At 44.6% G+C, this 23,762-nt stretch carries 16 protein-coding genes and 1 pseudogene; 4 read left to right on the forward strand and 13 right to left on the reverse strand.

The window, feature by feature from the left end:
- The 7 genes from gspI to gspC form a co-directional block, all read right to left on the reverse strand.
- Entirely contained in the window at positions 1 to 375 is a 375-nt protein-coding gene (gene gspI / locus PCIT_RS16355) for a type II secretion system minor pseudopilin GspI (protein ID WP_010365422.1), read from the reverse strand.
- The gene (locus PCIT_RS16360) at positions 372 to 962 is read right to left on the reverse strand and encodes a type II secretion system protein (RefSeq protein WP_010365424.1); all 591 of its coding nucleotides are present in this window, start codon (positions 960 to 962) and stop codon (positions 372 to 374) included. The genes gspI and PCIT_RS16360 overlap by 4 nt, the downstream gene beginning before the upstream one ends.
- 14 nt (positions 963 to 976) lie before the next feature.
- The gene (gspG, locus tag PCIT_RS16365) at positions 977 to 1,402 is read right to left on the reverse strand and encodes a type II secretion system major pseudopilin GspG (RefSeq protein WP_010365427.1); all 426 of its coding nucleotides are present in this window, start codon (positions 1,400 to 1,402) and stop codon (positions 977 to 979) included.
- Positions 1,403 to 1,465: 63 nt separating this feature from the next.
- Complete coding sequence (gspF, locus tag PCIT_RS16370; protein ID WP_010365429.1) at positions 1,466 to 2,692, reverse strand: type II secretion system inner membrane protein GspF; 1,227 nt, start codon at positions 2,690 to 2,692, stop codon at positions 1,466 to 1,468.
- A 2-nt stretch (positions 2,693 to 2,694) separates the two neighbouring features.
- Positions 2,695 to 4,242, reverse strand: a complete 1,548-nt coding sequence (gene gspE / locus PCIT_RS16375) for a type II secretion system ATPase GspE (RefSeq protein ID WP_010365432.1) — start codon at positions 4,240 to 4,242, stop codon at positions 2,695 to 2,697.
- Positions 4,235 to 6,304, reverse strand: coding sequence for a type II secretion system secretin GspD (gene gspD / locus PCIT_RS16380; protein WP_010365434.1), 2,070 nt, complete (start codon positions 6,302 to 6,304; stop codon positions 4,235 to 4,237). The genes gspE and gspD overlap by 8 nt, the downstream gene beginning before the upstream one ends.
- A 26-nt stretch (positions 6,305 to 6,330) precedes the next feature.
- Complete coding sequence (gene gspC / locus PCIT_RS16385; protein WP_010365436.1) at positions 6,331 to 7,224, reverse strand: type II secretion system protein GspC; 894 nt, start codon at positions 7,222 to 7,224, stop codon at positions 6,331 to 6,333.
- A 212-nt stretch (positions 7,225 to 7,436) separates the two neighbouring features.
- Here gspC and hslR point away from each other — a divergent pair, with 212 nt between their 5' ends.
- The 3 genes from hslR to PCIT_RS16400 all read left to right on the forward strand — a co-directional run bounded on the left by hslR (position 7,437) and on the right by PCIT_RS16400 (position 10,504).
- Positions 7,437 to 7,847: a ribosome-associated heat shock protein Hsp15 gene (gene hslR / locus PCIT_RS16390; protein WP_010365438.1), complete on the forward strand. Its 411-nt coding sequence runs from the start codon at positions 7,437 to 7,439 to the stop codon at positions 7,845 to 7,847.
- A gap of 10 nt (positions 7,848 to 7,857) precedes the next feature.
- Positions 7,858 to 8,703 (forward strand): Hsp33 family molecular chaperone HslO, encoded by an 846-nt coding sequence (hslO, locus tag PCIT_RS16395; protein ID WP_010365439.1) that lies wholly within the window; start codon positions 7,858 to 7,860, stop codon positions 8,701 to 8,703.
- A 262-nt stretch (positions 8,704 to 8,965) separates the two neighbouring features.
- A complete protein-coding gene (locus PCIT_RS16400; RefSeq protein ID WP_010365441.1) occupies positions 8,966 to 10,504 on the forward strand; it encodes a phosphoenolpyruvate carboxykinase in 1,539 nt (512 codons plus the stop codon).
- Positions 10,505 to 10,519: 15 nt separating this feature from the next.
- Here the strand turns inward: PCIT_RS16400 and PCIT_RS16405 are convergent, their stop codons facing one another.
- Positions 10,520 to 10,777 (reverse strand): DDE transposase family protein, encoded by a 258-nt coding sequence (locus tag PCIT_RS16405; protein WP_010365443.1) that lies wholly within the window; start codon positions 10,775 to 10,777, stop codon positions 10,520 to 10,522.
- A 189-nt stretch (positions 10,778 to 10,966) separates the two neighbouring features.
- A complete protein-coding gene (locus PCIT_RS16410) occupies positions 10,967 to 11,617 on the reverse strand; it encodes an ISAs1 family transposase (RefSeq protein WP_192992825.1) in 651 nt (216 codons plus the stop codon).
- A 115-nt stretch (positions 11,618 to 11,732) separates the two neighbouring features.
- Here PCIT_RS16410 and PCIT_RS16415 point away from each other — a divergent pair.
- Positions 11,733 to 12,080: pseudogene (locus PCIT_RS16415) on the forward strand (transposase); the annotation flags it as partial.
- A gap of 31 nt (positions 12,081 to 12,111) precedes the next feature.
- On the opposite strand, the gene PCIT_RS16420 reads toward PCIT_RS16415, so the two are convergent.
- Genes PCIT_RS16420 through PCIT_RS16435 form a run of 4 tightly spaced genes read right to left on the reverse strand, consistent with a single transcriptional unit; the run spans position 12,112 to position 23,489 of the window.
- Positions 12,112 to 18,867 (reverse strand): calcium-binding protein, encoded by a 6,756-nt coding sequence (locus PCIT_RS16420; protein WP_010365448.1) that lies wholly within the window; start codon positions 18,865 to 18,867, stop codon positions 12,112 to 12,114.
- Positions 18,868 to 18,898: 31 nt separating this feature from the next.
- The gene (locus PCIT_RS16425) at positions 18,899 to 19,948 is read right to left on the reverse strand and encodes a lysozyme inhibitor LprI family protein (protein ID WP_010365449.1); all 1,050 of its coding nucleotides are present in this window, start codon (positions 19,946 to 19,948) and stop codon (positions 18,899 to 18,901) included.
- 32 nt (positions 19,949 to 19,980) lie between these two features.
- On the reverse strand, positions 19,981 to 21,294 hold the full coding sequence (locus tag PCIT_RS16430; RefSeq protein ID WP_010365451.1) for an HlyD family type I secretion periplasmic adaptor subunit: 1,314 nt from the start codon (positions 21,292 to 21,294) through the stop codon (positions 19,981 to 19,983).
- On the reverse strand, positions 21,291 to 23,489 hold the full coding sequence (locus PCIT_RS16435) for a type I secretion system permease/ATPase (protein WP_010365453.1): 2,199 nt from the start codon (positions 23,487 to 23,489) through the stop codon (positions 21,291 to 21,293). Before PCIT_RS16435 ends, PCIT_RS16430 begins: the two co-directional genes overlap by 4 nt.
- Positions 23,490 to 23,762 lie beyond the last annotated feature (273 nt).

Below are 23,762 nucleotides of genomic sequence, written 5' to 3' on the forward strand. Positions count from 1 at the left end.
TTATTTACCTTTCAACATAAAAGTCGTTAAATCATAAATGGAATTTTTTAAATCTTCGTCTTGATAAACCGTCACCGTCACTTTAACAAAGCTGGCATCTTCGGTCTTGGTCACTGACTGCTGCCAGTACCATTTTTGCCCAGCAAGTTCTTCTTCGCCTTTTTTACCATTTTTACCCGCCCAATTATTACCACTTGAGCGCATCATCACCATTTGATTTTCAGCGACCCAAGACGCATAGGTTTGCTCTTCTAAAGAACCAACATGGGTGATATGTTCACCTGTGACTTGCATTGCTGCAATACCAGCCATCGCACAAATGCTCAGAGCAACCATGACTTCTAACAGCGTAAACCCTGCTGATTTTTTCTTCATTCTGGTTCTCGGCGTAAATTAACAGGTGCAATGAATTCACCCTCAATGAAATAATCACTTTCTGGGTCTTCATCTAACGTGAGGCTCAACTGAAACGCACTGACTTCACCTGAAGATAACAGCAACACTTGTGGCACTTTTAGCTTTTTAAGTTCCAGTAAACTCGCCTCATCACCGGTACCCATTAACTCTCGCCAGTTTGATTGCTCTAACATATTATCTTGAGCCCAATCGAGCCCTTCAATAGTTAAGTTTACTTTGTAATCATCTTCGAATTTAATGGGTTTATATAAGTCTTCGCCCTCAAAGGTGACCCATTTATCCCCATCAAAAACCAAAAACTCGAGGGTTTTTTTGTCTAAATGAAACCCCAATTCAACCTGGTTTAAAACTGCAAACTCAGATGCCAAGTTGATCACACCATGCGTTCGAAGCGCCTTTTTCTCAAGCGCTTCTTCCATATTGCCATCCAAGTTATAGGTGACTAACTTGGTGGCAAATGCAATGATCGTCAACACAACAAGGATTTCAATTAAGCTGAATCCTGGCTGACGTTTCATTGGTGTGAGGTGGCTTTTATTCATCATAGTATGACAAGCACTTAAGACTGCTCTTCAGGATCCCAGTTACCGATGTCATCTTCAGTACCCACTTCACCATCAGGGCCCATTGAAAATATATCAATTTTACCCATCTCGCCTGGACTCAATAATTGATAAGGATTGCCCCATGGATCTTCTGGTAATTCAGAAATATATCCGCCATCTGGGAAACGCTTTGGCACTGGATCTATGGTTGTTTCAGTTACCAGCGCTTCTAGCCCTTGTTCTGTTGTTGGGTATTTTTTATTTTTCAACTTATACATGCTCATGGCATCTTCAAGTTGTTGAATATCTAAGTGTGCTTTATCTATTTGCGCTTCTTCTTGCTGGCCCATAATATTAGGTGCAACAATCGACATGATCATCCCAATGATCACCAGTACTACCATCACTTCTAACAGTGAGAAACCACCTTGTTTTTTCACAATATATACCTCAATTAATTATTAGTTCTCTTATGTACTACACGACATAACCACTATTTTTGACTACAAACCAATCGCTTGGTTCATTGCCATAATAGGTTGTAAAATAGCCATCACGATAAACAATACAATTATCGCCATGCTGGCTATCATAGCAGGCTCTAGCAACGCTAAAGAGACACTGACCATACTTTCAAATTCTCTGTCTTGGTTATTTGCAGCACGCTCTAGCATCTGTTCTAACTCACCAGACTTTTCACCACTGGCAATCATATGTAGCATCATCGGTGGAAACAACTTAGTTTGCTGCAAAGCTGCGCGTAGGCTTGCACCTTCGCTCACTCGTGTGGCCGCTTCAGCAACTGCAAACTTTATTTTTTTATTCTCAAGGACCTTACCCGCAATCTTCATACCCTCTAATAAGGGCACCGAGCTTGATGATAAAATACTGAGTGTTCGCGCAAAACGCGCGGTGTTAATGCTTCGGCTGATCTTGCCTATACCTGGTAAAATCATTATCTGGCTATCATACCAAAACCGAACTTTAGGGCGTTTTAGCGCTTGCTTTATACCAAATGTCCCGCCCACTATCACCACAAGACTTATCATCCAATAAGACTGGACAAAGTTACTTGCAGCCATAACCCACTCGGTCGTCCAAGGGAGTACTTGCTTTGACTTTTCAAATGTTTTTAAAATTTGTGGCACCACGGTGCCCAACAAAACAGACACGATGGCGATTGCAAAAATAACCAAAATAGTTGGGTACACCATCGCTTGGGTAATTTGACTGCGCATATGTTGTCGCTGCTCGGTATAATCAGCCAGACGGTTTAGTACTTGATCTAAGTGACCCGACTTTTCACCCGCAGCAACCATCGCGCGATACAAGTTATCAAATACATGGGGAAACTCAGACATACCATCAGCAAGGGTGTATCCCTCAACCACTTTGGAGCGAACTGACATAAGCATGCGTTTCAGACGTGGCTTTTCACACTGCTCAGCCACCGCCATTACCGCAGCTTCAACCGGTAAAGATGACTGGATCAACGTGGCTAATTGCCGTGTAACCAAGGCCAAATCAGCAACCGACGGCTTATACCCTTTAAACAACTGAAAGCCATCTGACGACTGTTGTTTGTCTTTTTCTGCAGCAGGCGCTACCTCTAAAGGCATCATCGCCTTTTCACGTAGCATCTGCCGTACTTGTTTTGCCGTATCCGCTTCTAGTATGCCTTTTTTTTCTTTGCCTTTGCCATCCAAAGCGCGGTATTCAAATGCTGCCATGCTTAACCTTCCTCGCGAGTCACTCGCAATACTTCTTCTAGCGTTGTCTTACCCGCTAATACGCGCGAACAACCATCTTGGCGAATACTTGGGCTATGTGTGCGGATATATTTCTCTACCGCTTGTTCACCCTTGCCGTTATGGATCAGCTCTCGGATATGCTCATCGACGATCAATAGCTCATGGATACCCGTTCGACCTTTGTAGCCGTTGTAATTACACTCTTCACATCCAACCGCACGATAAATGGTGGTGTTCTCCCCCTTTGGAATGCCCAGTAATTCACATTCCCCATCATCCGCATAGTGTCCTTCTTTACAGTTAGGGCACAAAGTTCTCACTAAGCGTTGTGATAACACGCCCAGTAAAGATGAAGAAAGTAGGAAGGGCTCAACCCCCATATCTTCCATTCGGGTAATCGCACCGGAAGCGGTATTGGTGTGTAATGTTGACATCACTAAGTGACCAGTCAAAGATGCCTGAACGGCAATCTGGCCGGTTTCTAAATCTCGAATCTCACCGACCATGACCACATCCGGATCTTGACGCAGTATGGCTCTTAAACCCCGCGCAAATGTCATATCAACTTTTGCATTAACTTGGGTTTGACCAATTCCGGGGATCTCATATTCAATCGGATCTTCGACTGTGAGAATATTTCGATCTTTGGAGTTAATTTGACTCATACCTGCATATAACGTGGTACTTTTACCTGACCCCGTCGGGCCTGTAACCAAAATAATACCGTGAGGTTTAGCAATAATACCGGCGAACAATTCACGGTTACGCTCAGTCATCCCTAAATCTTCGAGGTTTAAACGTGCATTATTTTTATCTAATAGACGCAAAACCACCCGCTCACCAAAGCTTGAAGGCATGGTTGATACACGCACATCAACAGCTCGACCGGCTATACGCAAACTGATCCGGCCATCTTGAGGAATACGCTTTTCAGCAATATCTAGCTTCGCCATAACTTTAATACGCGATACTAATAAAGAGGCCAATTTACGATTTGGCTTTAAGACCTCTTTAAGCACACCATCAACCCTAAAGCGGATAACTAATGCTTGCTCAAAGGTTTCAATGTGAATATCAGACGCACCTTCTTTTATCGCTTCGCTAAGCATAGCGTTGATCAGTTTAATGATTGGTGCATCATCATCTGCCGCTAATAAGTCTTCTGTTTGAGGGAGCTCTTCCGCTAAAGAAAATAAATCAACCTCGTTACCAATGTCTTCCATCATCTGCTGTGTTTCAGAGCTATCACGCTGATAGGACTCTTCAAGCAACAGCTCAAATTTGTCGTCTTCGAGTTGTATTAACTTAAAACCACCACCGGCAACACGACGCACTTCCAATAACGTATTGACTGAAAGTTCACCCCGATAAAACACATTCAGTTCATCAGGAGTCTCACTGAGTAAAACCCCTTCTCTGCGTGCATATGCAAACGGTAAACGTAAAAAACGCCCACCTTGTTCGCTATCATCTTGCACTGGCACCTCTGCACTTATCTCAGCCAGCGTATCAAGTTGGCTATCAGTCATTATCTTCTTGCTCTTGCTTGTTCTTGCCACTTAAGAACTCTTCGTAAGTCGGTGGTAGTACTAATGCGTCATCCCACTCTGGTAATACCGGTGTATCTGATAAAGGCATTAATTGAATGCCCGCTTCATTACGCCTAACTTGTTCGCTGCGAATAAAGTTATATTTAGAATGGCTTAATTCATTCATGCTACGACTATCACGTACAATCGTTGGGCGAATAAAGACTAATAAGTTACGTTTACTCTTTTTCGTATTAGTTGACTTAAACAAGTGACCTATAAACGGAATATCTCCTAACAACGGTACTTTAGAAACACTTTCTTGAACATCTTCATCAATCAAGCCACCTAAAATAACCATGCCACCATCATCGGCAATCACCGTGGTATTAATCGCACGCTTATTGACGGCAATATCAACCGCGGTTGCCCCGCTGACACTCGATACTTCTTGTTCGATGGTCAACTGAACCGCACTGCCATCATTAATCTGCGGGGTTACTTTAAGTTTTATACCGACTTCTTGACGATCTACGGTTTGGAATGGATTTGAATTATTGTCGCCGGATGTTGAACCTGTAATAATCGGAACTTCTTGGCCCACAATCATCGATGCTTCTTCGTTGTCCATAGTGGTAATAGACGGAGTGGCTAGAATATTAGATTTTTTATCCGTTGAGATAGCTTGTACAATCGCGCCCCAGTCATTTTTTACAATGCCCATAGCTAGTCCGTTAACACCGCCAAGCAACTGACCTAGCGGCCCTAAATCACCTTCTTCAGTTCGTATGGTATTAGAAACGGCATTATCATCAGTACCAACTATGGTGCCTTTAACCTCTTTATCACGCGCTAGCTCTGCTGCCACCGCAAGCGAACCAACAGGCACGCTGCCGTTGTTAAATTGCAGCATGCCACCTTTTTCTGAGATCCACTGTAAGCCAAAGTTAACACCGTCACCTTCTTGTACTTCTACGACGATGGCTTCAACTAACACTTGCGCACGGCGAATATCAAGCTTTTCTATAACGGATGTTAAAGAACGCATGGTGTCGGGCTGTGCCGTGATAACCAGTGAATTTGAATCAGCGTGAGCTTCAATACTGGTGTCATTTCTGTTGTTACGAGAACGAGACGATTTATTATTACCGGCCTTATTCTCTTCTTGAAGGGTTTTACTCACCCCTTGCAATACTTTTACTAAATCTTCAGCGGTCGCATAATTGAGATAAAATACCTTAGTATTACCTTGGCTCTCAAGTTCCCCATCTAAACGCTTGATCAAATCGGTTGCACGACTACGCGCTTGAGATTCACCACTGACAATCACACTATTGGTTCTGCTATCTGCGACCACTTTAGGGATCAAAAACTCAGGCACACTGTTTTTGCCTGTACCTTTATAAATACTTTCAACGACTTTGACGACATCATCTGCTGTAGCATGCTTAAGGTTGATAATTTCAACTCGCTTATCACCCGCTTGGTCAACAGACCGAATAATGTCGACTAGCCTATTCACTGATGCCGCATGGCCCGTTAACATCATGACATTCGCAGAACTAAAGTTTGTAACATGACCCCCATCTTTTTGGTCACTAAACTGTCTGATCAACGGGCCTAACTCTTGGACGCTGACATTTTTAACACGAATAACACGCGTTACCATGACATCGCCATTACCAAACTCCTGCCCTTTAACAAGCGGTACATTGCCCTTTTTACCATCAGAACTACGTACAACTTTAAGTACACCGCTGTCCATCTCCATAACAGAGTAGCCATATACTTCTAATACATTTAGGAAAAATTGATAATAAATGGTTTCATCCATCAACTCATAGCTGCGGACATTGATGTTGCCACGCACATTCGGGTCGATAATGATGGTTTTGTTTAAGTTTTTGCTGATAATGTAAATGAATTCATTGATGTCAGTGCCCTTAAAGTTTGCTGCATATTCAACAGCAGAAACTGACAAAGATATACCAGCGGCAAACATGAGAGCTGCATACTTAGCTAACCCTTTTTTGATTGTTGTGAGGTGTAGCTTATTACCCATTCTTTTAAACTCCAAAATTAGTATCTTTACAGGCTAAATTGCACCGACATAGTTTGCCCATCTCGTTCAACTGTTATGCTTGCATCTGAGCTATTCCGTAGCTCATTCATAGCAGACATAGCCTGTTTCATATCCGTGAGTTGATAGCCGTTTATTGAAACCGCTAAGTCATTATTTTTGAGCCCCATTTCACGAAAAAGTTCAGGGTCTTTGCCTGGGCTTAATCGATATCCTATGAGCTTGCCATCCTTCATCGCCCGAGAAATTCTTATATAATCAAATAATTTTCCAGGTTCTTTCAATAATTCATCACGACGATCTGCTAACTGTGACGTAGCACGTTCACTTATTTTTCTATTGCTAGAGGGAGCCTTATTTGCTTTTGATGCGACTGGCATTGCCACATTTTTCGAATACTCTATGCCGTCTAACATCAATGTTTCAAATCGGCCACTGACATCTAAAATAACGCGATCGGGTAATACTCGAGATAATTTGGCACGTGTGCCTTGAATCGCTTCTTTCACTTCATAAGTTGATTGTCGACCTTGGGATTCAATAATCGCTAAGCCTGCGCCATCATCTAAACTCACCGCAACAATACCGGTCAATCTCACATTTAACGTTGTCTCAGGTGCGTCAGAGATTATTGGCTCTGGCTTTACTTGTGCTTTGGCATCAGCTCGGCCAAACAAATGCTGACCTATAATTGTTTGAGTATTTATCGTCTTACTGCCTGCTGCATAAACAGACGATTGACTCGGAAGTGGCTGATTAACTGGCTGAGGCCATAACAACCAGAACATTTGTGATAATAGATAAGCAATATACATAACAACTAGCAGCACGACTGCTCGGCTCAACTTAGCGTGAGGTAATGCCAATAAAGCTTTCTGTAACTGTTGTAGTTGTAATTCCATATGCGACTTTTTCTTATTCTACGGTAGCAGCCCAGTGTACCCTTTAAGCAAAAATTCAACAAGCGCCCAAATATGACACTTTAAGTTACTCAGAATACACACTCAATAATGCAGTTCAAACCTATAGTAAGGTCTTCCTTGCAAACTTTTGTTCAATGTCAAAATATGTTAGATTTCGACTATAAATTCACACTCTACATGGTTAATAAATTGTGACTAAAAATTCACCTGTATCAGACGAAAAAAATGTGGGAGTCAGACTCGACAAATGGCTTTGGGCCACTCGGTTTTATAAAACAAGAGCGCTCGCACGTGAAATGATACAGGGGGGTAAAGTACACTATAACGGCCAGCGCTGTAAACCCAGTAAAATCACTGAGGTAGGCGCTACGGTAAAGCTTGCACAGGGCTTCGATGAAAAAGAAGTGACTATTTTAGTGCTTTTTGACAAGCGCCAAGCCGCGCCAATAGCCCATACGGCGTACCTAGAGTCGGAATCGAGTATCCGCAAACGCGAAGAAAATGCCATCGCAAGAAAAAATAATAGTTTTTTTGCACCACATCCTGTTAACAAACCGGATAAAAAGCAAAGACGCGAACTGTTAAAACTGAAATCAAGCTAGGATTTAATCAATGCAACCCGATTTACTACATCGCTATATTTTTGACGAACTTGATGTTCGCGGCGAACTTGTCCAAATTTCACAGACCTTTAACGACATTGTCGCAGGTCATGACTACCCCGAGCCCGTGAAGCAATTATTGGGGGAGTTGTTAGTTGCCACCAGTTTACTGACTGCAACGCTAAAGTTTGAAGGAGACATTGCTGTGCAACTGCAAGGCGATGGCCCGGTAAAATATGCTGTCATTAATGGTGACCACCAACAAAATATGCGTGGCATTGCACGCATGCAAAGTGAAGTAACGGGCAGCCGCATCTCCGATTTAATTGGTCATGGCCATATGGTCATCACAATTACACCGGTTAAAGGCGAACGTTACCAAGGCATAGTTCCGCTGACTAAAGACACATTAGCAGAATGTATTGAAGACTATTTTACACAATCAGAACAGCTCACCACTCGACTATGGTTTGCGACCCAAACTGATACCGATAATGTGAAAGCCGCAGGTCTATTTTTGCAGGTTCTACCTGTTAACAAAGAAAAGTCTCAGCAGGATTTTACCCACTTAGAAGCGTTAAGCCATACGGTAAAAGATGAAGAGCTATTAGAACTAGACGCACAGACGGTGTTGACTCGTCTATATCATGAAGATAATCCACAATTGTTTGAGCCTCAAGAAATCAACTTTGTTTGTGGCTGTAGCCGTGACAAAACCATCGCCGCATTAGTCAATGTTGGTCAAGAGGCATTATTAGAAGATGTACAAGCGCAAGGCGAAGTGATCATTAGTTGCCACTACTGTCTGACAGATTACCGCTTCAATGAACAAGATATTCGCAATATTTTTAACTAAATATGTGGTTGCACCTAAATTGAATACCAAGCCGTCAAAATGACGGCTTTTTTATGTTTAAAAAATGATACCGGTGTCATTTAATTATGAATTTCAATGACACCGGTATCATTGAAATTATTCAAGTTTTTTGCCAAATTAATGTGATTTCAGGGCCTACAAAGGCTCGAATATCTGAATATCATCTGTTACTATAATTTCAGCTTAAGGTTAGTAAGAACTCAGAGCTATCCCGTTCAATTCTCACATTTTAGGTAATAACATGACTTCAAGCGCTACTCGTTTTGTCGATTTAACTGCAGCTGAACTTGTCGAACTCGCCATCTCTCGCGGCGAAGGAACTTTGGCAGCAAACGGAGCATTCGTTGCAAAAACAGGCCGTCGCACAGGACGCTCTCCAAATGACCGTTTTATCGTTAAAGAGCAAAGCACTGAAAATGATATCCAATGGGGTAAGGTAAACCGCCCATTCGATGCTGATAAATTTGATGCTCTTTGGACACGTGTTGAAGCACATGTGCAAAGCGGTGACCACTTCGTCTCTCACCTTGAAGTGGGTGCTGATCCTGAGCACTATTTACCAGTTGTGGTTACCACTGAAACTGCGTGGCACCACATTTTCGCAAAAAACATGTTTATTGAACCTAAAAAATATAACAGCGCTGACTTACCACAATGGCAAGTTATGAATGTGCCCTCATTTGTTTGTGATCCTGAGCGCGACGGCACAAATAGCGATGGCACTGTGATCATTAACTTCGCAGAACGCAAAGTGTTACTTGCTGGCATGCACTACGCAGGTGAAATGAAGAAGTCGATGTTCTCTGTACAGAACTTCTTGCTTCCTGCAAAAGGCGTTCTACCAATGCACTGTAGTGCCAACGTGGGTGAAGCAGGTGATACTGCATTGTTCTTCGGTTTATCTGGTACGGGTAAAACAACATTATCAGCGGATCCAACTCGCTTCTTAATCGGTGATGATGAGCATGGCTGGGCACCAGGCAGCGTATTTAATATCGAAGGTGGTTGTTACGCAAAATGTATCGACTTATCTCAGAAGAATGAGCCGGTAATTTGGAACGCAATTAAATTTGGCACCATCTTAGAAAACGTTGTGTTAGATGAGAATCGTACACCTGATTTCAATGATACCAGCTTAACGCAAAACACCCGTGCAGCTTACCCGCTTGAGCATGTTGAAAAGCGTAAAGTTGAAAACCGTGCTGGTGAGCCAAAAGCTGTGGTATTCTTAACCTGTGACGTGAGTGGTGTTTTACCACCAGTTTCTGTTTTATCTGAAGAAGCAGCTGCATACCACTTCTTAAGTGGTTATACCGCAAAGGTGGGGTCAACTGAGATTGGTTCAACGTCTGATATTGAATCGACTTTCTCGACTTGTTTCGGCGCACCTTTCTTCCCACGTCCTGCTGGCGTATATGCAGAACTACTTATGAAGCGTGTACGTGAGTTCGACGCAAAGGTATACTTAGTTAATACTGGTTGGACTGGTGGCCCGTACGGCATAGGCAAACGCTTTGATATTCCAACAACGCGCGCTGTCATTGATGCAATTGTATCTGGTACTTTGGCCGGCGTTGAAACTACGCATATCGAATCACTTAACCTAGACGTGCCTGTGGCGGTTCCGGGTGTAGATTCCAACTTGCTTAACCCAATCAATACCTGGGAAGACAAAGCAAAGTATGCTGAATATGCCGCGAAGCTTGCAGCAGACTTCCAAGAGAACTTTACAAAATATGACGTGTCTGACGCCATTAAACTAGCTGGACCACGCAGCTAATTAAATTATAAGTTTTTAAAGAATACCCGCAACAGTAGGGCAACCGTATAAATGTTTTAAAAACCGCCAGTAGTACTTTTTCTGTATAATCAGTATCGAGTGCGGTTTTAAATCGTTTAGCTTTAATGCCCTTTTGCATGCCTGCTCCTTACGCAACATAGTGAGCGTAATATGGCGAACTGTCGTCATGTATTCTACGGCGTTACCTCTTCGAATACGGCTTTTACCTTCCCTAAAGCTCACATCAAGAACCCAATGTAATTCGTTTTCCATGCTCCAATGGCAGCGGATAGACGTCGGGAGCGCCTTATAACGACAAAAAATAAAAACGGCGCCCAGTCGTGATTTTCTCGCCAATATGACGCGTCGACTCAACTATGCCAATGCTTTTCAAACCTGGCCAAACAGATGTTAAGTCTTCTAGGCTACTTAGTTCTTCGGTAAACCGATAGCTGCGCTGTTCTATTCGACCATACCCTTTATTCGCTTCTTCGTGATACTGATGGCTGACCCTTTAAATTTTTCTTCTCTGCCGATATCAAAAAAATCTTTTATTGCTGTATGTAAACGCCCTTGATTACCTTTTAGTGCTAATACGTAATCGGCTTCTTTTTTAATGATGTTTGCCGCTATTGCTTTTTGGCAGCCCATTGCATCAATGGTGACCACCGCTCCTTTTATATCTAACTTTGAGGGTAAATCAGGAACTTCGGTTATCTCATTCGATTTATCGGATGTCTTTATTTGACCTAATACCACACGGTTTTCCGCTGCAAAAGCACTTACCATATGGATCGCAGCCTGTTTTGAACGTTTATCAAAACTGCGTCGCACGGTTTTGCCATTAATAGCAATAATTTCACCTAAGCTCGACACTTCGGCTGACTTAATCCATTGGATAAAACAATCTTGAAATTGCTCCAGCTCTATGGCCGATATAACGCGAGCTTTGGTGTCGAGAACCGGAATACCGAAGTGAAAATAACCATACTTCTTTAGCAAAGCCAGTTTGCTTTTGCTTACTTCATCAATGGCTTCCCAACCATCGGATCCACATATGACACCAATAATTGTGGTAAGAATGACATCTAATAGTGGATAGCGAATTTTTATTGCCGGGAATGACGGAGAAGTGTTCTTCTAATTTTAGATAACATGGAAATACTCCAACTGACTTATTGAGTATTTGATCACAAATCGCGGCTTAATGAAACCTCATGATCTCACCCTCAGTATGTTGATATCAGAGAGCGAAGGCGCTAAGTTCTGATTGAACATGCTTACCGAACTTCAAAACCGTGGCCCAAAAGATATACTTATCGCCTGTGTTGATGGACTTAAAGGTTTCCCTGATGCAATTTACACAACTCACGCCGTTGAATCAGTCAACTCGGTTATCCGCAAAGCCACCAAGAAACGTAAACTGTTTCCACATGACTATTCAGCTAAAAAAGGGGGGGGTTACTTAACCATTGATCAGTATCGAAAAAAATGGATGACGCCGATAAGAAATTGGAAACCGGCCTTGAATCGATTTATGATCGAGTACGAAGACCGATTAAAAGGTATTATTTAAAACTGGCGGTTACACAAAGTATGTTACAGGGTCATAAAAGCTGACTTGCAACCAATACTTTGTCTAACAAAACTGAGCTGCCAAGCTCTGCTCCATCATCAGACATATCCGAAGCATGTGCTGCCTGCATTAAACGCTCAAAACTACTCTGTACTGCACTTTGTTCGCTTACTTTAAGCAACCTGCCAGCCACATCCTGAGGTGTTAGTACCACAGAATCGGCAAACTGAAGACGCTCCAGTTGGTATGCGTCTTGCGACGTTTCGGCAAAATAGTTAAGAACAATCACACTGCTTGTCGCGGACAACTCGATGACCAGATCTGAATCAGATTGTCTAAACTGAACGTCTGTAGAGTGGGCAGATTCAAATTTCAAAGTCTCTGAGCGGGATGTAGACTCATCAAAGTTATTGATCAACACATGCCCTGCCTGAGTACCGATCACATAAGTATCGTCACCAGCACCGCCGATCAGGTAGTCATTTCCGCCACCTGACATGATCCAGTCGTCACCTTGCTTACCATCGATCATATCTGCACTTGAGCTGCCCAATAAAGTGTCATTGTTAGCCGCTCCTGCGAAGCGTGACTCATACTGCGCTTCATCAGGCAAGTTATCGTACTGAGCTGAGCGCTGCCTACTGGGGTTTGCAATGCCAAATGCAGAGAAGATCTGATCCGCAGAAATATTCGAACCATCCGACACCTGAATTTGCTCTACTACAAAGTCACCGCCAAGGAACCAGTTTTTGACCGTTAGCTTGTCACCGCCAGAGCCGATATTCAGCACCAGGTTATCGCCCGACTTTTGCAGACCGCTTGCTACATCTGAAAAACTAACCCCTTGTAGCTCGATTACATCATCGCCACCATGGGTGTTGTCAATGACGTCTTGGCCATCGCCAGCCCTATACAGGTAGCGGTCATGACCACGGCCACCAATCAGCACGTCATTGCCTTTCCCACCAGACACAGTGTCATCACCCGACATTCCTTCAATGACCTCATCATTGTCTGTACCATTCAAGGTATCGCTGCCTGCGGTACCATAACTGATTACTGCGGCTGGCGCTTCAGGGTCAGGTAATGGCAAGCCAAAGGCGCCATAAATTTGTTGCGCATTGAACATCCCGCCGGTTTCAAACTGGAATGCTTCAATCATGTTGTGGCCACTGGCAAAAAAGCCTTCTATCGTCAGGGTGTTCTCATTGCTATCCTGTACTCGTAACACCAGATCATCACCGGATCGTGTAAGGCCTGATGCGACATCCGAAAAGGTAATCCCATTTCTGAACATCACAGTGTCAGCGCCCTCACTGTCACGGATCACGTCCTGACCACTGTCGTAGAAGTAGTAGTCATCCCCTCTGCCACCCAATAGCAAGTCGTTACCCGCCCCGCCAATCAGATCATCCGAGCCAGCGCCACCGCTGAGCACATCATCGCCATCACTGCCCGTTAGTACATCCTGTGTACCTCCTGGGTTGGTCACAGAGGCACTGCTGTTATCATCTGTGTTATCACCATCGTTCCCACCAGAGTCCGTTGTGATGCTTTGTTCAATATCAGCAATGCTGAGCACTGTTCCATCTTTAAATTGCAGCTCGTTTACTTTGTAGTACTCAGTGCCCATGAACCAGTTTTTTACTGTGATCTTGTCGCTATCACCGGCAATTTCAATCACCAGATCTGTGTGGACCTGACGAAACACTAAATCTTCTTTGCGGATCCCGTCACCAAACTGGAGCACATCGTGCGAGGCTTCATGTTGCGGGCTAAACATGCGTGGTTCCCACTCGGTGATGGTGTCCTGACCATCTCCTTTGTTGAAGATGTAAGTATCATTCCCCAGGCTGCCAGAGATTTCGTCATTGCCTCTACCACCCTCAAAGGTGCCCGATACCCGATAAAAGTCGTGGAAATAAGCTATTAATTTATCATCTCCTTCTCCGCCTGCCAGGTGATTATCATCAAAAAAGCCAGCCCTCAGTTCATCGTTACCGGTACCACCGTCCAAATAACCATTGCCCTCAATGAGGTCGTTACCTACACCACCGTAGAATTTAGAGTAAACCTGACCGTAAGAAATAATGGTATCATTACCACCCAGGCCATAGATCTCAACAGCAGACTGCTCTTTACCGTATAGCTGGTCGTCACCTTCAGTGGCCGTATTCATCAACTCAAATAGGTCTTCGTAGGTCAATTCCTGACCGTCAGAAAATTCAATTACTTCAACGGCTTTATAGCTCCTGCCATCGCCCCAGAAATAGTCACCGAGATATATCTGACTACCATCTTCGTTAGCAACAATAGTCAGATCGTTGTGATCTCTGACAAATCGTACATCAGCCTGGGTGATACCATCTTCAAACACAATGCGATCGTTTTGTGAGCCGGACTCTTCAATAACGTCCTGCCCCCAGAATTTGGAAAACAGGTATGTATCTTCACCATATCCGCCTTGTAATATGTCGTCATCATATCCACCGTCTAGTCGATCATTGCCGGAACCGCCAATCAGATTATCCTGACCTTCCCCTCCGACTAGGGAGTCATCATCCTTTCCACCATCCAGCGTATCGTTATCATAGCCGCCAAACAGCCTGTCAATACCCTCTCCTCCATTAAGAGTGTCATTGCCTCCTCCGCCGTATAGTGTATCCCGGCCTTCGCCACCTTCAACCTGATCGTGTCCAAGCCCGCCTTTCAGATGGTCACTGCCTTGCAGGCCCTGGATGGTATCGTCCCCTGCTCCACCATCTATAAGGTCCGGCTGAGTAAACCCGATGATCACATCATCAGATGCCGTTGATGCGAATATGTTGGCCTTGATCTGTTCATAGGAAATTACTTCACCATTATCAAAATGAATCTCGTCAATATGTGCTGTGATGCGCATAACACCGAATTCCGTCTTAGACGCAAAGAAACTTTCGACCAGCAATGAGTCCTGACCATGTTCAATCAACAAGGAGTCATCAACACGCTTAAACACCATGTCGCTGAACGATATGCCGTAGCCAAATGAAATGATATTGTGTGGATCATAACGCCAATCAGCATTGATGAGATTGCCACCCTCATCAAGGTAGGTCTCAAAACTCTCTGATGGTGCTAGTAACTTGTCTTGTCCCCACCCTTGCTCGAAGTAGAAGACATTATCACCCGATGTGTCTTTTAATGTATCGTTACCCGCATCACCCGAGATAAAGTCGTCGCCGCTGCTACCTTCCAGATTGTCATCACCGGCACCACCAAACAAAGTATCATCGCCGGAGCCTCCGTTGAGCGTATCATTGCCTTCATCACCAAACAGTTCATCATGACCATGGTCACCGTGTAAAATATCCTGACCAGTCCCACCGTATAAATCGTCATTCCCTGACTTACCACTAAGCTGGTCATCACCTGCATGGCCATACAGTATGTCATGCTCATTGTAGTTACCTTCCAGCATATCGTTCTGCGCGTCGCCATTTACCGTTAACAACTGATCCTTTACCTCTGAAGCAGTCATCTCAGTGCCATCGTGAAATTCAAATACATCAATTTGCTGTCGCTGACTGGTAAGGTAGCCGCGAATGGTAATGGTCTCGCCACTGGGCGAGATTGTCAGTATGACATCCTTATTTTGACGCGAGATATAAACCTGCTCTTTTGTGACACCCGGACCAAACTCGATTTTATCGTGTGCATCTGACCTATATCGCGAGTTATCATTGATGATGATGTCATTGCCATCTCCCAGATCCCACAGGTAAGTATCGTTATCGGCACCACCAGTTAAAATATCATTGCCTTGCCCGCCTTGCAGTATATCTTCACCTGCACCGCCATCTAGCTGATCATTGCCTGACTCTCCTTGCAATTCGTCATTGCCAAAACCGCCACTTAGCACATCATTTCCAGCTCCGCCAAATAAGACATCGTTGTCTGCGCCGCCGTACAGACTGTCAGCTTCTTTGCCACCAAGGAGTATATCATTTCCCATACCGCCATAGATTCGATTGTCTTTCTCATCTCCCATTAAAAGGTTGTGACCACTCGTTCCATTCAATATACGCCCATAGGACTGCGCAGCATGTCGCACAAAACTTAGTTCAGACAAGGCTGCACGTTTGTGTGGGTCACGCACCGCAGCATTCACTTCGTCTTGAATGCGAGGAAATATGTGTTCAAAGACTTCTTGGTCCGTTTTTCCATTACTTTGTAATAGTGCAACTTCCGGGAAAAGCTCAAGTTCGCTCAAAGAACTATCAACAATAGCCAGCAACTTAGCAAAATCACCATTTGCCAGCTCTAGTCGTTTTTGCGGGTCGAGTAGTAAAATGCGCAGCTCATCTGTAACCAAAGAGTATATTTCAATCAGCATCGACTCGCCGGGCTCTGAGTAATGATCCAAAATATCAATATATCTGAACAAGTAGTCTCCATGTACCAGCCCTTGCTCTATATCAGTAACCAGCTGCGAGGCAGATTCTACAAGGTCTACCGCATCATCATATAAAAAGCCAAGGTAGGGCGCTAAAGTAGAGGTTGACAACATCTGAAAGTAGAACCCCTCCACCATTTCATCGAACGCGGCCTTGACCCTGTCACCTAGCCTGTTTAAAGTCCATGATGTGATTTCCTCACCCCAAAGCTTTTCAAGAAATTGAACATAGCCAGATTCCACCCCTTCGCTCGGCGCGTCCGCAGGGATACCTGCCCACTGCCAGATAATATCCATCAAAATATTATGCTGAGCAACTGGATCTCTTTCCTCGGCAAACGCCCGCACCAGAGTCTTTAACTGGTCGCCTTCTTCGAGCAGCATAGCGTATCGTAGTGATGCCATATTGCCATAGCCGTCCGCATCGGGCAGCAACATCAACTCAGGTGGGATGCTTTTATCTTTACTCTGATGGATCTCGACAGGGATGGTATTTATTGTATCCCGCTCAAACCAGAGACTTTCAGTCAACCCCTGACTACCATCGGCGCGGGTATAATACCCGGCACCACGGTGATCGACCCCATTGGGATCCATACCAGTCCCGCCGGACGTGCGCAGTGATAGCGCTGTAATATTCAGCTGTGCAAGGGAGAACAGTTCGCTTTCAGAGCTGACCCCATCGCTGTTAAGGTCCTGCCATACTTTAAGTGCTGCAAACTGCGTATCTTGCGCATCAATAATGCCATCTTCGTTGCTATCCAACTCAGCCAATGCCTCGTAACCATCTCTGGCGAGCTCGCCATTGGCTAACGTGGTCTCAGTGCCGAAAAGTTCGCCACCGCCATTTACAATCCCATCCTGATTTCGGTCGAGAAATAAAAAACCATCGTCGGGTGCCAGCCAACTGACTTTCTCTGCAAAACCACTGTTGTCCAGGTCAAAGTGCACCCCATTTTCTAATGATTTGGTTTCTATACCATCACCATCTAAGTCCACTGCAAGCGGGTCTCTGGGGACTCGTGGCGGTGGCGGCGGTGGTTTAGGTTTATACTTAGGTTTCTTTTTATTGCCTGAACCATCATCATCATCATCATCGTCGTTGTTGTTATTATTGCCACTACCTGTTCCGGGTCTGTATGGCACATAAGGAGTACCATCAGGGTGAGTCAGCTTACCCGTGATCACATCTCGCAGCACTAACGTCGAATAGTCCACAAATTCACCGGTGTGAGTGTTTATCAGCTCAACACCGGGAGGAAGTAAATTGGTAGCCGGGTCTTTGTAGCCGCCTTTGGTAATAGAGCCATCCGGATTCACCCAGAGCTGATCGCTGGGGTGAATATCCTGCCCCATATAAATAAGATAAGGTTCTGTTGGAAAGGTCGTGTCAATTTTACATTCAAACTCACCGACCGGAAATTCGGCCGCATCCAGCTCGGTTTTCAGCTCTTTAACCAGGTTATTAAATTTGGCGAACATGGCTGTTTTACGATCGTCCGCCAGCAGACGGTGCTCACCCTTGTTATTGACATCGACAACATTATTGAGATAGTCATTAATCTTGCCCTTTTGCTCACTGAGCAACGCGTACAATTGTTTTTTTTGCGCCAGTGTCATTGATTCCAGCACTTTGAATGCTTCCGCAAAGCGGCGCTCCTGCAACCCATATGACCTGCCATCGACCCTGCCATCATCGTTGAAGTCCTTGGATCTATTACTGCCAAACAGCACTTCAAAAAAAGCATTATGAATGTTACCGCTGACAATCGCAGCCGACAGGTTTTTGCCTACCATTGCCCTGGTACCGCCATTAAAGGCCAAAGATAACACTGTGGTACGCTGCGACTCACTCAGCCCATCCCAGTGAGCTTTGGCGTCAGCGCGACTGATTTTCTGGCGGCTCGCCAAGGTGTTAATTATTTGATTTTCATAACCCTGAATAGCCGTTTCGAAAATAGGCTTCATGGCCTCTTTGGCCGCAGTGTCATCACCAAACTCACTAAAACTAAAGGTATCCTTCGCTTTGGCCTTTAATTCAGGGTCTGTAATTTTATCTTTGTATTTATTTAAGATATCGTTGATTTTTTTGGTGTTGGCATCGAGCGTGCTTTTGTTCCATTTTGCTTTATCGATGACCTTTTTAATTTCACCTTTAAATAAGCTATAGTTATTTTTTCCTATATTATCATTGCTATAACCCAGCTTATCCAGCACTTGTATAAGCACATCTTCATTTCTAAGGTTGTAACCGATACCAATTGTTGGTATCCCTTTATGATCAAAATAGATATTTTTCCTAACACCCTCATGCTCTGATATAAAGTCAAAAATATTGTTTTCACCAGACAAAACTCACACTCCTTTCGCGATTAAATAAAAACTAGTAGTTATACCAAAAACCACACCAACTCTCTTCTGCACGACCTTTATCAATTGATTTTATATAATCCATTTCAACATATATCTTAGCCCCCAAATCAGCGTGCTTTAATGTGGCTACGACCCCGTTCTTTGTAAAACTAAACACTTTATCTTCAAAAAAAGCCAACCTGTTCTTACTTCTTTTTCCAACAGACTTTAATTTACCGTCATCACCAACAGTATAATAATCTCTATGATAACCGTGCTCTAAAGCTTTTTTAAAAACCACTTCCTGGCCCAGCTCACGCCACCTTTTTAATTTATTATCCACATCCTCGCCATAACCAACCCCCTCACAAAATATATCTGGCCTGGAATACCTGACCAACCGCTCCTTATTTCCGTCCCCATCAATATCTAAATAAGCCATTTCCATCTTTATATAACCACTTTGATATTTTTTCAGTTGCGCCTGCCAGTTGGTTTGCTCTTTATGGTTAAGCTGCGCTATTTGCTTATCCAGCTGCTTAAGCACCTCTCCCTCAACCGCTTTAAAGGGTAGAGTTTTGAATCCAGAACCGCTCAGGTCGGGGAGTTTACAGCCCCGAAACTCTTCTCTGGGCGTGCGGTTAAGCACCTTAAGGTAAGCCTGACATTCTTTATCGCCCCAGCCGTAAGTCGTCAGTCTGAAGTTGGGCAGCGGCGTGTCCTGACCATTGATCTGGGATATCCGAGCCTTATAAACGCGTGTGAAACAGTCGTCTGTCTTGCATTGTGCCAGCACGGATTTATCCCACTGTCGCTGCTCAGCAAAAAAGTCTTCTTTGGCGGCCATACAATCCCAATCATCTTCACGACGCAGAATCTCAGCATCCTGACAGAGCCAGGCTCGCTGGTTATGAAACGCCACATTCAACGCTTCATTGGCTGCTGTCAAAGTTGCTGACTGGCATATTCGTTTATCCAGCTCAGACGTCGGTTTTTTACAATCCGCGCCTACCGCCCAGACGCAAGGGGTCAGTAGCAACAAGGTACTGCTGAGTACAGCCAGTTTAGTGAAACCAGACATAATGTTTCCTTATTTAAGTTAAGTGTTGTGCCTTAACGCTCACGGGCACCTTCGTCTAGGTGCTGTACAACGGGCGATAACAGAAATTCGATGATCCTACGCTGACCAGTTTTTACTTCAGCAGACACACTCATACCTGCACTAAGCGGCACAACGCGGCCATCGACTTGGATAGTTTGTTGATTAATCGCTACTTTGACAGGAAAATACAGGCCGAGTTGCTCATCTTCTACCGCATCTGTAGACACGTCGAGTACTTCACCTTCGATGATCCCGTAACGGGTAAACGGAAAGCTGTCGATTTTCACCTCAACAATCTGTCCCTGGTAAGTAAAGCCAATGTCTTTATTTAATAACCGTGCTTCTACTATCAGTTCATCTTCTGCCGGTACTATGGTCAGTAATTGTTGAGCTGGGGTCACCACTTCACCGAGTGTACTCAGTGCCAGCGCCTCCACAGTGCCGGAAACAGGTGCATACAGCTTATTTTGGTTTAACAAAAACTGCGACTTTGCCAGTTCTTGCTGCGCATTCACTAATTCCTGCTCCAGCTGGTTGAGCTCGGCCTGAGCTGTGCGAATTAAGGCCGCTTTTAATGTTTCCTGCTCCTGCTGTGTTGCTTTTATGGTGGCCTGCAAGGTGTCTATGGTTGCTAGCTCAATATGACGCTGTTCACGGTTGTGAATCGCCGTTTGTTTAATTTCAAGATACTCTTCTCGCGAAACCAGTTTGTTAACTTGTAGCTGCTCCAGCGCTTGCGCTCGTTCCTCAACCAAAGGCAACACCTTGTCCAGTTGAGTGAGCTTCGCCCGCGCGCCAGCCAGTTCGGCTTCAAACCTGAGCAATTGCGATGACAGCGAAGCCCGTTCACTACGATACTCGGCCAGTTCTGCTTCCAACAGCGCCTGCTGTGCAGGGTTAAGCGGTCCGGTGCTCGGGAGCTTAACCTGATTAAGACGCGCAATGAGAAGCTGTTTGCGCCGGATCTGCTGAGAAAAGTCTTGTGTTGACAATCTGATACGCTGAAAATTTGACTCGGTAATAGCCGGGTCAAAAGACACCAGTAGCTGGCCTTGCTCAACCCGCTGCCCTTCATGCACATGGATCCCCCGCACCACCGACGTTTCCAGTGGCTGGATCACTTTGACCTTTTGCTTCGGGATCAGCTGGCCCTGTGCCACAGCAACAATGTCTACCCGGCCAATGTAGGCCCAAGCAATTGCGATGATTATGCACACCAATAAAGTCCACACAATGGCCCGCGCACCTTGAGGCGGCGGAGCTGCCTCGATCTCAAGCGCGGGAGCCAAGAATTCATATAACCGAGCATCCTGCTTGCGGCTCATGGCGTCACCTCCGGCTCCAGAGAAGCGTACTGCACTTGTCCCCGATGCTGAATATGTGACAAACGGGCATAATGTCCGCCCAACCTGAGCAATTCAAAATGACTCCCCTGCTCAACGACCTCTCCTTTATCAATAACCAAAATACGATCGGCATTTTGTACAGCGCTCAGACGGTGTGCGATAATAAAGACGGTGCGATTTTGGGCAATGCGTGCCATATTGTTTGCGATGATCTGCTCGGATTCATAGTCCAATGCACTGGTCGCTTCGTCAAAAATAAGGATGGGTGGATCGTTCACCAATGCCCTCGCAATTGCCAGGCGCTGCCGCTGGCCCCCTGAAAGCATGCCGCCTTGTTCACCTATCTGGGTGTCATACGCTTCTGGTAGTTGTAAGATAAACTCTTCGGCACCAGCCATTCGGGCCGCTTCGATTACTCGTTCCAATGGCATCGACGGATCGCTCAGTGCAATATTGTCGCGCACGGAGGCATTAAACAAAAAGTTTTCCTGCAACACGACGCCAATTCGGGTCCTTAACCAGGCCGGTGGTAATAAGCTAATATCAATTCCGTCGATAAACACACGTCCCTGATGGGGTAAATACAACCGCTGGATCAATCGGGTTAATGAGCTTTTTCCAGATCCGGAGCGTCCCACAATACCAATCACCTCGCCCGCTTTAATGGTCAGGTTTATGTTATTCAAAACCGGCGGTCTGTTTGGTGCATAACGAAACTCAACATCTTCAAATCGCACCTCGCCACGTAGTTTTGGCAGCATCATATTATTTGATCCCTGTGTTTCGGTGGGTGTATTCAGCACGTCTCCCAAACGAGCCAAAGATATTTTAGCCTGCTGAAAGTCCTGCCATAAATTTGCAAATCGCATGATGGGCGCAGCAACACGCTGTGCGAGAATATTAAATGCAATAAACTGACCAATGGTAAGCACGCCACTGGTAACAGCAATGGCACCGAAATACAGGATCAATAACCCAGTTACTTTTGTTACATACCCGGACAACTGACCATAAATATTATTAAGCTGAAACGCCTGAAATGAGACCCGAACATAATTTGCCAATTTTTCATCCCAGCGCTGCCTGAGCTGAGGTTCAACCGCCAGAGATTTGATGGTTTCGATACCATTGACAGATTCAACCAAAAACGAGTGATTCTCTGCACTACGCTGAAATTTGGCCTCCAGCCGGGTTCTGAGACTTGGCCCCATCAGCAAGGCAATCACAAAGTAACAAGGCAGGCTGGCAACTACAATCCATGTCAAACCCGGCGCGTAATAAAACATGATGGCAAAAAAGACCACAGTAAAAAACATGTCCAGGACCACAGTAAGAGCAGATCCGGTCATAAACTCCCGGATGGTATCCAGCTCTTTTATGCGGGCCACAGTGTCTCCAACCCGACGTGACTTGAAGTAAGCCAGCGGTAAAGACAACATATGCTGGTAAAGCTCACTACCCAGACTCACATCGACACGGTTAGTCGTATGGCTGAACAAATATGAACGTAAGCCAGTCAGTATTACTTCAAACGTGATCACAAAGAAAAAGCCGACGGCCAGTACATCGAGCGTAGTCATGCCTTTGTGCACCATGACTTTATCTATTGCGACCTGGAAAAAAATAGGTGAAGCCAACGCCAGCAATTGAATAAAGAACGAAGCTAGCAGCACGTCTGTAAAATACACTTTATATCTGGCCAGTGCTGGTAAAAACCATTTAAAGCCAAACTTAACCTGACTTCTGCCTTGCCTGGAACGTGCTGTCAACATCAGAATTCTGGGTTTAAATTCAGCAATAAATTGGGTATGTGTGAGCTCTTTTGGCGGTTGCTGGAGATCACTGTTCTGCACCAAAATCCCTTCTGAGGTGATTTTAGCGATAACAAAAAATTGACCATCCTGGGTTTCAGCCATGACCGGAAGCAAATCTTCATTAATATTTTCTAACTTAACAACTTTAAACTTAGCTTTATATCCAACTGAGCGAGCAGCCCTCAGGATCTGAATGTCAGAAAATTCATCATCATTATCAGCACTAATCACAAATTCATGACGAATATCATTTATACTTATGGACTTTCTATGAAACTTACCGATTAATGACAGGCATAGGATGGCATTATCGAAACGCGTTTGCGCCGAGCTTCTTTCATTATTTTTATTAACTTTCAAAGTTAAATTTCCTTTTCCTAAAGAGGAGCATTCCTTTCCCGAAGACTTTATCAATCATTTTTTTCAACTTCAACAAAAAGTACTAGGTTATGACCTAAACATAAGCCGTTGAAAGAACCTGTATATTAATCGTCCCGACGTGTTACTTTTTCTTCTCACTGAACTTGGATTGCAGCGCCCATGCTGCGAAGTTTAAAGCTTCAATATCCTTCCCCCTCAAATGCGATTTAATGCTAAAATCGCGGCAATTGAATTTAATGAAAACCTCTCATA

Source organism: Pseudoalteromonas citrea, assembly GCF_000238375.3.
Taxonomy (GTDB): domain Bacteria; phylum Pseudomonadota; class Gammaproteobacteria; order Enterobacterales; family Alteromonadaceae; genus Pseudoalteromonas; species Pseudoalteromonas citrea.

Excerpts from the sequence above, each read along its gene's own strand:
- hslO (WP_010365439.1), top strand. The coding sequence starts at position 7,858 with ATGCAACCCGATTTACTACATCGCTATATTTTTGACGAACTTGATGTT.
- gspD (WP_010365434.1), bottom strand. The coding sequence starts at position 6,304 with ATGGGTAATAAGCTACACCTCACAACAATCAAAAAAGGGTTAGCTAAG.
- PCIT_RS16360 (WP_010365424.1), bottom strand. The coding sequence starts at position 962 with ATGATGAATAAAAGCCACCTCACACCAATGAAACGTCAGCCAGGATTC.
- PCIT_RS16400 (WP_010365441.1), top strand. The coding sequence starts at position 8,966 with ATGACTTCAAGCGCTACTCGTTTTGTCGATTTAACTGCAGCTGAACTT.
- PCIT_RS16405 (WP_010365443.1), bottom strand. The coding sequence starts at position 10,777 with ATGGAAAACGAATTACATTGGGTTCTTGATGTGAGCTTTAGGGAAGGT.
- PCIT_RS16430 (WP_010365451.1), bottom strand. The coding sequence starts at position 21,294 with ATGAGCCGCAAGCAGGATGCTCGGTTATATGAATTCTTGGCTCCCGCG.
- gspC (WP_010365436.1), bottom strand. The coding sequence starts at position 7,224 with ATGGAATTACAACTACAACAGTTACAGAAAGCTTTATTGGCATTACCT.
- gspF (WP_010365429.1), bottom strand. The coding sequence starts at position 2,692 with ATGGCAGCATTTGAATACCGCGCTTTGGATGGCAAAGGCAAAGAAAAA.
- PCIT_RS16425 (WP_010365449.1), bottom strand. The coding sequence starts at position 19,948 with ATGTCTGGTTTCACTAAACTGGCTGTACTCAGCAGTACCTTGTTGCTA.
- gspE (WP_010365432.1), bottom strand. The coding sequence starts at position 4,242 with ATGACTGATAGCCAACTTGATACGCTGGCTGAGATAAGTGCAGAGGTG.
- gspI (WP_010365422.1), bottom strand. The coding sequence starts at position 375 with ATGAAGAAAAAATCAGCAGGGTTTACGCTGTTAGAAGTCATGGTTGCT.